Consider the following 13,434-nt stretch of genomic DNA (forward strand, 5'->3'; position numbering starts at 1 on the left):
AAAAAATAACTACTTTTACCACCGCTTAAAAACAAATATATTTATCCTATGAAAAAATCAATTTTATTAGTTGCTGTGGCAGTTGCTTTCGCATTTACATCTTGTAAAGATAATGCTGCAGACAAAGTTAGTGAAACTAATGTAGCTGCTGCGGCAGATCGTGATGCACAAGTAACCGAATTTCCTGTAATGACATTTGACGAGATCGAACACGATTTTGGAACCATCGAACAAGGAACTAATGTAGAGCACTTATTTACTTTCACCAATACAGGAGAAGCTCCACTTGTTATCGTTGATGCTAAAAGTAGCTGTGGTTGTACCGTACCTTCTTTTCCTAAAGAAGCAATTGCTCCTGGAGGTAAAGGGGAACTTTTGGTAAAGTTTAATGGTAGTGGTAAAAACCAAGTTAGTAAAACAGTTACTGTAACAGCAAATACAAAAGGAGGAAAAGAATTAATTAAAATTAAAGCTTTTGTAAATCCTAAAGACGCTGGAACTAGCTCAGTAAAAGCAAACTCATAATAAATAGAACTATCCCCGATCGTTATGGAGCAAATACAAGGTTTTTTACCTATTATTTTATTGTTTTTTGTGATGTATTTATTTTTAATACGTCCGCAAATGAAAAAGCAAAAGCAAGAAAAAAAGTTTGCTAGTGAAATTAAAACTGGTGATAAAGTTGTTACAAAAAGCGGCTTACACGGTAAAATTTTAAACCTTAATGACGATGGAACTTGTGTTCTTGAAACTATGGCAGGTAAGATGAAGTTTGAACGTTCTGCTCTCTCAATGGAGATGAGTGCAAAGTTGAATACCAATAAGCTTATCGAAAAAAAATAGTATAAAGCACACTCTAATTATAGAATAAAAAATCCCGCAACGTTGCGGGATTTTTTATTGGTGTCTTTTTAAATCTGACTTTTTATAAAGATGATAGAAAAGCCTACGACTCTGTAGGCTTTTTCTGTTTTTTGATTTTAATAGATAACTCATTTGATTTTTCATCAAGATCCATAGCAATGGTATCCCCTTCCTTGAGGTTTGAGTTGATAATCTCCTCGGCAAGCGCATCCTCAATATATTTTTGAATTGCTCGCTTAAGAGGTCTCGCACCATAGTCTTTATCAAATCCTTTATCTGCAATATAATCCTTAGCTTTTTCAGAGAGCTTTAAGGTATATCCTAAATCGGTTATTCTCTCGAATAACTTTTCTAATTCAATGTCAATGATCTTATGAATGTCTTCTTTTTCAAGCGCATTAAATACCATGACATCATCCACACGGTTAAGGAATTCTGGTGCGAAAGCTTTTTTCAAGGCATTCTCGATGATACTTTTTGAGGTAGCATCTGCCTGACTTGCTCTTGCCGTAGTTCCGAAACCAACTCCTTGCCCAAAGTCTTTTAGTTTTCGAGCGCCAATATTTGAAGTCATGATGATTATCGTATTTCTAAAATCGATTTTACGACCTAAGCTATCAGTTAAATGACCATCATCTAATACCTGAAGCAACATATTAAAGACATCTGGGTGTGCTTTTTCTATTTCATCCAGCAGTACCACCGCATAAGGCTTTCTCCTTATTTTTTCGGTTAACTGTCCGCCTTCTTCATACCCAACATATCCAGGAGGAGCTCCTACAAGACGTGAGATTGCAAATTTCTCCATGTATTCGCTCATATCAATACGAACCAATGCATTTTCAGAATCAAACAGTTCACGGGCGAGTACTTTTGCAAGTTGTGTTTTTCCCACTCCCGTTTGACCGAGGAAAATAAAGGAACCAATAGGCTTATTAGGATCTTTTAATCCAGCACGATTTCGTTGAATAGCTTTTACTACTTTGGCCACGGCTTCATCTTGACCAATTACTTTCCCTTTAATTAATTGAGGTAATTCTGCCAGTTTATTGCTTTCAGTTTGTGCAATTCTATTTACAGGAACACCTGTCATCATTGAAACAACTTCGGCAACATTCTCTTCATCTACTGTTTCTCTATGTAATTTTGAATTAGTTTCCCAGGCTTCCTGCTCGGTAGCTAATTCTTTTTCAAGATTTTTTTCATCATCACGAAGCTTTGCAGCCTCTTCATATTTCTGCTTTTTAACAACAGAATTCTTTAATTCCCGTACTTCTTCAAGCTTGGCCTCAATATTTAATATCTTATCGGGCACATTGATGTTCGTAATGTGGACGCGAGATCCTGCTTCGTCCAAAGCATCGATAGCTTTGTCTGGAAGAAAACGCTCGGTCATATATCTATTGGTCAATTTCACACAGGCTTCTAATGCATCATCTGTATACGTTACATTGTGATGTGATTCGTATTTATCTTTTATATTCTGAAGAATTTCAATGGTCTCTTCAACTGAAGTGGGTTCGACCAATACCTTCTGAAAACGACGTTCTAATGCGCCGTCTTTTTCAATATATTGCCTGTATTCGTCTAAGGTAGTAGCACCAATACACTGGATTTCACCACGAGCCAAAGCAGGCTTAAACATATTTGAAGCATCTAGTGATCCTGTGGCGCCACCCGCACCTACAATGGTATGGATTTCGTCAATAAACAAAATGATGTCATCGTTTTTTTCAAGCTCGTTCATGACGGCTTTCATACGCTCTTCAAACTGTCCGCGGTATTTTGTTCCTGCAACTAAGCTGGCAAGATCAAGTGTTACAACACGTTTATCGTATAGAATTCTCGATACTTTACGCTGTGTAATTCGTAGCGCTAACCCTTCGGCTATGGCAGATTTTCCAACGCCAGGTTCTCCAATAAGTAAGGGATTGTTCTTTTTTCTGCGACTTAATATCTGTGAAACACGCTGTATTTCGGCTTCTCTTCCCACTACAGGATCTAATTTTCCTTCGAGTGCCTGAGCAGTAAGGTCCCTTCCGAAGTTATCTAAAACAGGTGTTTTAGACTTTTTGCTCCCTTTGTTGTTTCCGCCGGCAAATAAATCTTTACTTTCTTCTTCTTGAGTAGAATCGTCATTGTCTTCTGGAAACGACTCGCTGGTTGGGGACTCTATATAATCATCATCGTTTGTAATCATAAGTTTAAATTGATCTTTCACACCGTCATAATCTACTTTTAATTTATTCAATAATTTTGTCGTGGGATCATTCTCATTTCTTAAAATGCACAACAATAAGTGAGCAGTATTAATCGAAGAACTCTGAAATAACTTTGCTTCTAGGAAAGTTGTTTTTAAAGCTCTTTCTGCCTGACGGGTTAAGTGAAGGTTTTTTTTATCATTTTCATTAGTCCCTGCAGCTGGATTGGCGGGACTTAAAATTTCTACTTTTCTTCGTAATTGAGTTAAATCGATATCGAGTGCGTTCAGAATAGTGACTGCTTTGCCGTTTCCATCACGCAAAAGACCTAACATTAAATGTTCGGTACCAATGAAATCATGACCTAAACGTAAAGCCTCTTCTTTGCTGTAAGCAATTACATCTTTAACTCTTGGGGAAAAATTATCATCCATATATCTAAATTCCTATCTTCTAAAAATACTAAAATTACTAACTAATGGTCAAAAATTGTACCTCTATTTTAAACCTATAAGTAAAAGGACAAAAAAACCACTTGATATCAAAGGAGATAGCTTAATAGTTATTAAGTAAAAATGGTTAAAATTTGTTAATAAAATCGTGAATAACCGTCGTCTTAAATCTTCGGTAAACCCTCAAAATAGTGTATCTTGCTTCATTAGAGTATAACTAATAAAATTAACAAAATAGTATATGGCTGAAGGTGAAAAATTGATTCCAATCAACATTGAAGATGAAATGAAATCTGCATATATCGATTATTCGATGTCTGTAATTGTGTCACGTGCCTTACCAGATGTAAGAGATGGTATGAAGCCCGTTCACAGGCGTGTGCTTTTCGGAATGCATGAATTAGGTATTAGAGCTACAGGTGCCCATAAAAAATCAGCAAGAATTGTAGGAGAGGTGCTGGGTAAATATCACCCACATGGAGACACCAGTGTTTACGATGCTATGGTACGTATGGCTCAAGAATGGAGTTTACGGTACTTATTGGTCGATGGTCAGGGTAACTTTGGATCCATTGACGGTGATAGTCCGGCAGCGATGCGTTATACAGAAGCTAGAATGCAGAAGATCTCTGAAGACATGCTGGCAGATATTGATAAGGAAACAGTTGATCATCAATTAAATTTTGATGATACTCTTCAAGAACCCACCGTTTTACCCACCCGTGTCCCAGGCCTTCTTATTAATGGAGCTTCAGGAATTGCAGTAGGTATGGCAACCAATATGCCTCCTCATAACTTATCTGAAGTTATCGACGGTACCATGGCGTATATCGATAATAATGATATTGAGATTGACGAATTGATGCAGCACGTAAAAGCGCCAGATTTTCCTACAGGTGGTGTGATTTATGGATACGACGGTGTTAAAGAGGCTTTTCATACTGGAAGAGGTCGTGTAGTGATGCGTGCTAAAACGAGTTTTGAAGAAGTACAGGGACGCGAATGTATCATTGTTTCTGAAATTCCGTATCAAGTGAATAAGGCAGATATGATTAAAAAGACTGCCGATCTGGTCAATGATAAGAAAATTGAAGGGATTTCGAATATTCGTGACGAGAGTGATAGAAAAGGTATGCGCATCGTTTATATTTTAAAACGTGATGCTATTCCTAATATCGTATTAAATACTTTATTTAAGTATACAGCGCTTCAGTCGAGTTTTAGTGTCAATAATATTGCCCTGGTAAAAGGGAGGCCACAAATGCTCAATTTAAAAGAGCTGATTCATTATTTCGTTGAGCACCGTCATGAAGTGGTAGTTCGTAGAACAGAATATTTACTTCGGAAAGCTAAGGAGAGAGCACATATACTAGAAGGACTTATTATAGCTTCAGATAATATTGATGAAGTAATTCGTTTGATACGAGCGTCGGCAAATGCAGATGAAGCCAGAGAAACGTTAATGAAAACGTTTGAGCTTTCAGAAATACAAGCTAAAGCTATAGTCGAAATGAGATTGCGCCAGTTAACAGGACTGGAACAAGACAAATTACGTAGCGAGTATGAAGAGTTGATGAATACCATTGCCGACTACGAGGATATTCTTGATAAGAAAGAACGTCGAATGGATATTATTAAGGAAGAACTTCAGGAAATAAAGAATAAATATGGTGATGAACGTCGTTCGGTTATCGAATATGCTGGTGGGGACGTGAGTATTACCGATTTAATACCCGATGAAAAAGTAGTTCTAACTATTTCTCATGCTGGGTATATTAAACGAACCTCTCTTACCGAATATAAAACACAAAATAGAGGAGGCGTCGGTCAAAAAGCTTCAGCTACCAGAAATGAAGATTTCTTAGAACACTTATTTGTAGGGACCAATCACCAGTATATGTTATTCTTTACACAAAAAGGAAAATGTTTCTGGATGCGAGTCTTTGAAATACCAGAAGGAAGTAAAAGTTCAAAAGGGAGAGCCATTCAAAACTTAATCAATCTGGAACCAGACGATAAAGTGATGGCATTTATCTGTACTCAGGACCTTAAGGATGAAGAGTATGTAAATAGTCGTTATGTCATTATGGCAACGAAGAAGGGTCAGGTTAAAAAGACGCCTTTAGAACAATATTCACGACCTAGAACTAATGGGATTAATGCTATTACTATAAAAGATGGCGATGAGCTGCTAGAAGCAAAATTAACAAGAGGTGACAGCCAGGTCATGCTAGCTGTTAAATCTGGAAAAGCGATACGCTTTGAAGAAGAAAAAACACGTCCTATGGGCAGAAATGCCTCAGGGGTACGCGGAATTCGATTAGCCGATAAAAAAGATGAAGTCGTTGGAATGATCGCGATAAACGATCAGGAATCTGAAATTTTAGTAGTTTCTGAAGGCGGATACGGTAAACGATCTAGCATAGAGGATTATAGAATTACAAATCGTGGAGGAAAAGGTGTTAAAACCATAAATGTTACTGAAAAAACTGGTAAATTAGTGGCCATCAAGAATGTAACAGATGCAGATGATCTTATGATTATCAATAAGTCTGGAATTGCCATTCGAATGGAAGTCGCAGATTTACGTGTTATGGGAAGAGCTACTCAGGGAGTTCGTCTTATTAAAGTTAGAGCAGACGATTCCATTGCGGCAGTCGCCAAAGTAATGCATGATGAAGACGAAGTAAATGAAGAGGATATAATAGAAGCAAATGACAATGGCACACCTCTTGATACTAATGAAACACAAACCGATAATAACGAATAACTTAATTACTACAACATGAAAAAACAAATAGTAACTGTAGCAATTGCATTAATTACTGCAGTGTCTTTTGGACAAAAGAAAGAAGTTAAAAAAGCTGCAAAAGAAGTAAAATCAAAAGATTATGCTGCTGCATTATCCCTTTTATCAGAAGCAGAAGGCTTATTGGGCTCTGCAGATGAAGAAACCAAAGGATTGTATTATATTACAAAAGCTGAAGCATTATCAGGTTCTGCTGGTAATGACTTTTCAAAATTAAAAATGGCAGCAGATGCGTTAGTGAAAGCGAAAGAAACTGACCCAAGCTTATTTAATGAAATTGAAGCTATTACACTTGAACTTCGCGCAGCACTAGTAAATAGTGCTATCAAAGATCAAAATGCGAATAACTATAAAATGGCATCAGATAAACTGTATACTAGTTATACTATAAGCAAAAAAGACACTTCAGATTTATATTACGCAGCTGGTAACGCTATTAATAATGAAGACTATGATACTGCATTAACGTATTATAAAATGCTTAATGATTTAGGATTTACGGATATCAAAAAAGAATATATAGCAACCAATAAAACTACTGGTGAGATTGAAACTTTTGGATCTATTGGAGAAAGAGATTTAATTGTAAAATCTGGAGAGTACTCAAACCCTTCCATTCGAAAAACAGATTCTAAAAGAGGAGAGGTTCTTAGAAATATTACCCTGATTTACATAGAAAAAGGGGAAGACGATAAAGCTTCAGAATTAATTAAATCTGCAAGAGCAGAAAACCCAGAAGATACAGGTCTATTGAGAGCAGATGCTGACATGGCTTATAGAATGGGTGACATGCAACGATACAATTCATTGATGAATGAAATCATTGCTACAGATCCTAATAATCCTGATATACACTTTAGTCTTGGTATTGCAGCTTCAGAGCTGGGAGAAAAAGAAAAAGCTATGGAATATTATGAAAGAGCTATTGAATTAAAACCGGATTATGCAGGAGCTTTAATAAATTTAGGAGCTCTAAAACTTGAGAAAGAAGCTTCAATTGTTGAAGAAATGAACGGTCTAGGAACTTCAAGAGCAGACAATGCTCGTTATGATGAACTTAAGGCTGAGCGTGAAGCACTCTATAGAGAAGTGGCTGCCCACTTTGAAAAAGCAGTCGTCATTGAAGAAGATAATGTTGGACTTGTAAAAACTCTTGTTAATATTTACAGCCAATTAGGAGAGGACGCCAAGAAAGATGCTATGAAAGCGAAACTTGATAAAATGCAACAATAGATAAATAGTATTATATAAAAAAAGCCTCAAATTTATTTGAGGCTTTTTTATATGATGCGTTTAATGACTCGTAGTTTATGTGTATGTTCTCGTTTGTCATAATTGAAAATTCCTGAATGATCCAAACGATCAATGCGTACATGACCATGTGCATGAATGATATAGTTATCTTTCATAATAATTCCCACATGTGTGATGGCTCCTTCTGTATTGTCAAAAAAAGCAAGATCTCCGGGTTCACTTTCCTCAATAAAGCTCAATGCTTCCCCTTGTCCTGCTTGCATACTCGCATCTCGAAGTAATTTATATCCGTTAATTTTGTATACCATTTGAGTAAAACCGCTACAATCAATTCCAAACGGTGTTTTGCCACCCCACAAATAGGGTGCATTTAAATATAATAGCGCAGTTTCAATTAGTTTTTCTTTCTGAAGCACTCCTGAAACTGTTTTACCTTCAAAGGTATGCTTCAAGTAGGTCGTTGCACTTACAGTACTTCCTAGCGGTATGGAAAGTAGGTGTTTGTTTTTGTCTGAAACAACTTCTACCAAGTCTGCTGAAAGTTGAGTAGGTCTATTTTTTTCTGAAACATAGTCCTCTTCATTGATTAAAAGAAATTGTTTGTTATCTATCCAGCCTTCGTATCGGTCAAATTCAAGGCGTATCCGACTCCATTTTTTTCGCTGTTCTAATACTTTAAACAATTCCCCATACAAAATCTGTGAAACCAATTCACTTGTGTCACTGGCTTCAAATCTAAGAGGAACTATACTAAGATGACAAATACCGTATTTCATCCGGGTAGAGGCTAGGTATTTGTATTAGTTTCTTTCTATAACCATTGCAGAGGCGCCACCACCACCATTGCAAATCGCTGCGGCACCAATTTTGGCGTCTTTTTGTTTTAAAATATTCAATAAAGTGATAACGATACGTACTCCACTGCATCCTAATGGATGTCCTAAAGAAACAGCACCACCATTAATATTAACATTGCTGCTATCGAGACCTAAAATTTTCATGTTCGCTAAGCCAACTACCGAGAAGGCCTCATTAAATTCAAAATAATCTACATCATCCTTTTGAATTCCTGCTTTTGCTAAAGCTTTTGGTAACGCTTTTGAAGGGGCTGTAGTGAACCATTCTGGTTCGTGAGCAGCATCTGCATAGCCAGTAATAGTAGCTAAAGGAGTCAATCCAAGCGCTTTTGCTTTTTCCTCACTCATTAAAACAACTGCACCAGCACCATCGTTAATCGTTGAAGCGTTTGCAGCAGTGACCGTTCCATCTTTACTAAAGGCAGCACGTAGTGTTGGAATTTTATCCATACGTACGTTTTTATATTCTTCATCTTCAGAAACAATAACAGGCTCACCTCTTCTTTGTGGTACTTCTACAGGTATTACTTCATCGGCAAAGTTCCCTTCACTCCACGCTTTTGCAGAGCGGTTGTACGATTCTATGGCAAAAGCATCTTGCTCTTCTCTGGAGAAATTATATTTTGTAGCACAAGCATCTGCGCAAACTCCCATGGCATTTTGATCGTAGGCATCTACCAGACCGTCTTTTTGCATACCATCTATTAGGGTTTGAGGTCCAAATTTGTGGCCGTTGCGTAAATGAACATAATGCGGAATGTTACTCATGCTTTCCATACCTCCAGCGACAACCACTTCGGCATCTCCTAATGCAATAGCCTGCGCGGCATTCATCATGGCTTTCATACCAGATGCACAAACTTTATTTACAGTCGTACATGGAACTGTATTTGGAATACCAGCATGCATCGCTGCTTGCCTTGCAGGGGCCTGACCTACACCAGCCTGTACCACATTTCCCATATATACTTCCTGAACTTCCGCAGGATCTAGATGTATTTTAGATAAAGCACCCTTAATTGCCGCAGTACCTAACTGGACAGCAGTTAACGATGATAAACTACCCATAAAGCTTCCAATAGGGGTTCTTACAGCAGATACGATGACAACTTTTTTACTCATTATAGAATATATTTTCTGAATTTTATTAAATCAAATGAACCACAAATTTACATATTATAAAACGATTTTTCAATCTATCATCTTCGGTTTTGGGATTAATGAAGTCTTATTTATACCTTTACTACTCCAATAGAACTGAATGAAGAATTTTTTCTCACTTATCACTAAAAATCAGTCACTGATTTACAAAGTATTTCTATTCTTACTTTCCACATTTTTAGTGATTTATCTCTTACCGAAAGGAGGGCAATTTAAATATGATTTTCAGAAAGGGAAACCATGGCAGTATGAGAACCTATATGCCGATTTTAGTTTTACTATTAAAAAAGATACCGAAACTCTTGAAAATGAAAAGGAATCTGTAAGAGCGAATAGTATTCCATTTTTTGATAAGGACATTTCTATTGCTGAAGCTAGTAAGCTTCAGTTTAAAGATTTTTTTGAAGAATCTTATAGTGATTCCCTTTATAAAAGTTCCAAGGCTTCAGTAGCCAGAGTTGGAAACAACATACTTTCAGAAATATATAAGAACGGGGTAATAGACGAAATTAATGGATATCCCAAAGACAAATTAGTATATCTAAAAAACGGGAATGAACTTGAAGAGATTAATTACGGGCAGCTTTTCAGAAAAAATGATTTAGAAAATTTTATAGCAACTACTTCTAAGGCTGAAGGTATTGACGATGCCACCCTACTGTTAACTCAGTTACTAAATAGGACGGTACAGCCTAACATAGCTTTAAATGCAGATCTGACTGAAGAAGCAATCAATGCCGAAATTGAAGCTATTAACCCTAACCGCGGAATTATTGAGAAGGGTGCTCGAATCATCGCAAAAGGGGAAGTAGTAGAAGGTGATACCTTTCAGATACTAAACTCACTTAGAAATGAATATCAGTCGCAGGTATGGAGCAACTCTAATTACAATTGGCTTCTTGTTGGTTATTCCATTTTAGTCTCTCTTGTTTTTTTAATGCTGTATTTATTTTTACATAAGTACCGACCTCGCATTTTTGAAAATAACACAAAGGTTACTTTTATTTTCTTTAATGTTATACTAATGGTATTGCTCACGACTATTGTTGTGAAGTGGGATGCAGTATATGTTTATGTTGTGCCTTTATGTATTTTACCGCTGATTCTAAAAGCCTTTTTCGACCCTAGACTTGGTTTGTTTGTTCATGTGCTTACTGTTTTGCTTTTAGGATTTATTGTACCTAATAGTTTTGAATTTCTCTTTTTACAGACCATTGCTGGTATTGTAACCATCTTAACCGTTTCTGAGTTGTACCGTCGTGCTAATTTATTTATTTCGGTAGGGCAAATCACTTTGGTTTATATCGTAGGATATTTTGCCTTTTTCTTAATCCAAGAAGGAAGTATAATTTCTTTAGAATGGCAAACCTTAGGCTATTTTGTGTTGGCTGGTCTTGCTACACTTTTTGCACATCCTCTGATTTACTTTTATGAGAAAATTTTTGGTTTGGTGTCTGATGTTTCTTTGTTAGAATTGAGTGATACGAATTCAAAATTGCTGAAAGAACTTTCAAACAAGGCGCCTGGGACGTTTCACCACTCTTTAAATGTGGCGAATTTAGCGGAAGCTGCTGCCAATGAAATTGGTGCCAATTCTATGTTAGTACGAGTAGGAGCATTGTACCACGATATAGGCAAAATGATCAATCCAACCAATTTTACAGAAAATCAGGTGAATTCTGTGAACACTCATAACGAATTAGAACCTACCGAAAGTGCGCGTATCATTATTGGTCATGTTATCAATGGAATTGAGATTGCCAGAAAAAATAACCTTCCAGATAGAGTAATAGATTTTATTAGAACGCATCACGGGACAAGTGTCGTGTATTATTTTTATAAAAAAGAACAAGAATTAAACGGTGAGGCAAAATTGGAAGATTTTCAATATCCTGGTCCCATTCCCTTTTCTAAAGAGACAGCAATCTTAATGATGGCAGACAGCGTAGAGGCAGCGAGCAAGAGTTTGAAAGAGCCTACTTCAACGAAAATTGATGCGTTTGTAGAAAAAATTGTAGACGGACAAATGGAGCAGGGCCAATTCCTAAATGCAAATATTACGTTTAAGGAGATTCAAATTATTAAGAAAGTATTGAAAAAGAAACTGAACAATATCTACCATTTGCGTGTAGAATATCCTGAATAAACAAAAAATCCCCAATCATTGATTGAGGATTCATGTGATCGCACCAGGATTCGAACCTGGGACCGCCTGCTTAGAAGGCAGGTGCTCTATCCAGCTGAGCTATGCGACCCAATAAAATAAGTTTATAAAAAAACCGAACATGGCGTTCGGTTTTTTTTGTCGGGGTAGCAAGATTCGAACTTGCGACCTCCTGCTCCCAAAGCAGGCGCGATAACCGGGCTACGCTATACCCCGAATAAACTTACTAAAGTTCAATTTTTAAATGCTATAAAAACATTAATAAAAATTGCGGAGAGACGGGGATTCGAACCCCGGCAACGGTTACCCGTTGACAGATTAGCAATCTGCTCCATTACCACTCTGGCACCTCTCCTTAAGTTATAAGAACTTTCGCTATTTAAAAGCGGTTGCAAATGTAGTTTAACCATACAAATATAACAAGCAAAAAGCATGTTTTTTATCGTAAATAAAAAGTATGTTTTATAAATAAAGATAGGAGAAACAACCTCAATGGGTTACCCATTTAAATTTTCTCACAGATTAGCATTGCTTTTTTTTCATCTTCAAGAGTTGTAAAGAATAGAAACCTATCGCCTCCGTCATTTAGTTTCCATTTTTTCCGAAGAGTTGAAACATCCACAGGAAAATTACGTGTCGTTATATTTGCTTTTTTAAAAATTAATGCAGCCTTCATTTCTTTTTTTGAATAGGGAACGACATTCTTAATAACAAACCTTCGTCCTGGAAAATCTCGTAGTGAGTCACTGGTATATAGATGTGAATGCTTATGAAGCTTTCTTATTTTAAATGCTTCAGAAAGTTGGTCAAAGGCACCACTCTTTAGTATAGCAGCATTAGGTTCGTAGAGGAAGCGACTGGGTTTGTCATAAACCGCTTCAGAAATAGTTCCTAAGGGAAACTCAAATTTTTCTTCTGAATTGTTTTTAAGATTTATTGTCTTCACCAGAGTAGGTTTTGAAGGGTTCTTTTTCAGAAGCCATACCACTTCTTTTACTTCATTGTTCAAGGCGACAATATGAATTTGACAGACATGCTGTAATTCTGAAAGTCCCACAGCGATATCTAGCATAGGTGAAGTTTTGATAAGTAGGGTAGGAGCACTCTCAAAAAACGTATTTAAATATTCAGGTACGTTAGGTTCACAATCAGATAGAAAAAATACTTTCCCTTTTGATTCATTGCGTCTCGACGGATCCAAATATATGACATCGTATTTTTTGTTTTTAATAGCCTCTACGCCGTCTGCATGAGCCACCGATATATTTTTACGATTGAGAAGTTGAAAGTTATGTTTTGCGATTTCTGAAAGCGCCTTGTTTACTTCATAATAAGCTACTGTTTTGAAGGCCGTAGCAAAGAAATATGAATCGATGCCGAAACCGCCAGTTAGGTCTGCAATACGTTCTCCTGAAACGATGGACGCTTTGTAAGTTGCGGTGGCTTCGGAAGAAGTCTGCTCTAGATTTAATTTTGGCGGATAAAGAATAGCTTCCGAAGTAAACCAAGTAGGCAATTTTTTTTCTGCCTTTCTTCGGCTTTCAATCTGTTGCAAGAGTTCCTGAACGATAATATCTTTAAAAGGACTTCCTGAAAAAGCTAATTTTGAAAGGTCTTCAGAATACGTGCGTATAAATTGCTGGACTTCTGGCTTCAGTAGTTTTTGCATACA

General features: G+C 36.8%; 9 protein-coding genes and 3 tRNA genes. 5 read left to right on the forward strand and 7 right to left on the reverse strand.

All coding sequences use genetic code 11. The features are described from left to right. Positions 1-48: 48 nt before the first annotated feature. Positions 49-525: a DUF1573 domain-containing protein gene (locus ACFQO1_RS05430; protein ID WP_380216969.1), complete on the forward strand. Its 477-nt coding sequence runs from the start codon at positions 49-51 to the stop codon at positions 523-525. A gap of 24 nt (positions 526-549) precedes the next feature. Beyond that, entirely contained in the window at positions 550-843 is a 294-nt protein-coding gene (yajC, locus tag ACFQO1_RS05435; protein WP_380216970.1) for a preprotein translocase subunit YajC, read from the forward strand. A 103-nt stretch (positions 844-946) separates the two neighbouring features. Here the strand turns inward: yajC and ACFQO1_RS05440 are convergent, their stop codons facing one another. Continuing rightward, positions 947-3,499, reverse strand: coding sequence for an ATP-dependent Clp protease ATP-binding subunit (locus tag ACFQO1_RS05440; RefSeq protein ID WP_380216971.1), 2,553 nt, complete (start codon positions 3,497-3,499; stop codon positions 947-949). Positions 3,500-3,758: 259 nt separating this feature from the next. On the opposite strand from ACFQO1_RS05440, the gene gyrA reads away from it, so the two are divergent. Next, positions 3,759-6,287: a DNA gyrase subunit A gene (gene gyrA / locus ACFQO1_RS05445; RefSeq protein WP_380216972.1), complete on the forward strand. Its 2,529-nt coding sequence runs from the start codon at positions 3,759-3,761 to the stop codon at positions 6,285-6,287. A gap of 15 nt (positions 6,288-6,302) precedes the next feature. Further along, positions 6,303-7,559, forward strand: coding sequence for a tetratricopeptide repeat protein (locus ACFQO1_RS05450; protein ID WP_380216973.1), 1,257 nt, complete (start codon positions 6,303-6,305; stop codon positions 7,557-7,559). Positions 7,560-7,606: 47 nt separating this feature from the next. On the opposite strand, the gene ACFQO1_RS05455 is transcribed toward ACFQO1_RS05450, so the two are convergent. Both ACFQO1_RS05455 and ACFQO1_RS05460 read right to left on the reverse strand, forming a co-directional pair. Beyond that, complete coding sequence (locus tag ACFQO1_RS05455) at positions 7,607-8,356, reverse strand: C40 family peptidase (RefSeq protein WP_380216974.1); 750 nt, start codon at positions 8,354-8,356, stop codon at positions 7,607-7,609. A 24-nt stretch (positions 8,357-8,380) separates the two neighbouring features. Further along, positions 8,381-9,559 carry an acetyl-CoA C-acyltransferase gene (locus tag ACFQO1_RS05460; RefSeq protein ID WP_380216975.1) on the reverse strand — a complete coding sequence of 393 codons (1,179 nt, stop codon included), beginning with the start codon at positions 9,557-9,559 and terminating at the stop codon, positions 8,381-8,383. 139 nt (positions 9,560-9,698) lie between these two features. Here ACFQO1_RS05460 and ACFQO1_RS05465 point away from each other — a divergent pair, with 139 nt between their 5' ends. Continuing rightward, complete coding sequence (locus ACFQO1_RS05465; RefSeq protein WP_380216976.1) at positions 9,699-11,744, forward strand: HD family phosphohydrolase; 2,046 nt, start codon at positions 9,699-9,701, stop codon at positions 11,742-11,744. Positions 11,745-11,779: 35 nt separating this feature from the next. Here the strand turns inward: ACFQO1_RS05465 and ACFQO1_RS05470 are convergent. The 4 genes from ACFQO1_RS05470 to ACFQO1_RS05485 form a co-directional block, all read right to left on the reverse strand. Next, a tRNA-Arg gene (locus tag ACFQO1_RS05470) sits at positions 11,780-11,853 on the reverse strand. Positions 11,854-11,903: 50 nt separating this feature from the next. After that, a tRNA-Pro gene (locus tag ACFQO1_RS05475) sits at positions 11,904-11,978 on the reverse strand. A 55-nt stretch (positions 11,979-12,033) separates the two neighbouring features. Continuing rightward, positions 12,034-12,117: transfer RNA gene (locus ACFQO1_RS05480), tRNA-Ser, on the reverse strand. Positions 12,118-12,267: 150 nt separating this feature from the next. Then, entirely contained in the window at positions 12,268-13,431 is a 1,164-nt protein-coding gene (locus ACFQO1_RS05485) for a THUMP-like domain-containing protein (RefSeq protein ID WP_380216977.1), read from the reverse strand. Between the last annotated feature and the right edge of the window lie 3 nt (positions 13,432-13,434).

It is taken from the genome of Jejudonia soesokkakensis, from assembly GCF_042664795.1.
In the GTDB taxonomy this organism is placed as follows: domain Bacteria; phylum Bacteroidota; class Bacteroidia; order Flavobacteriales; family Flavobacteriaceae; genus Jejudonia; species Jejudonia soesokkakensis.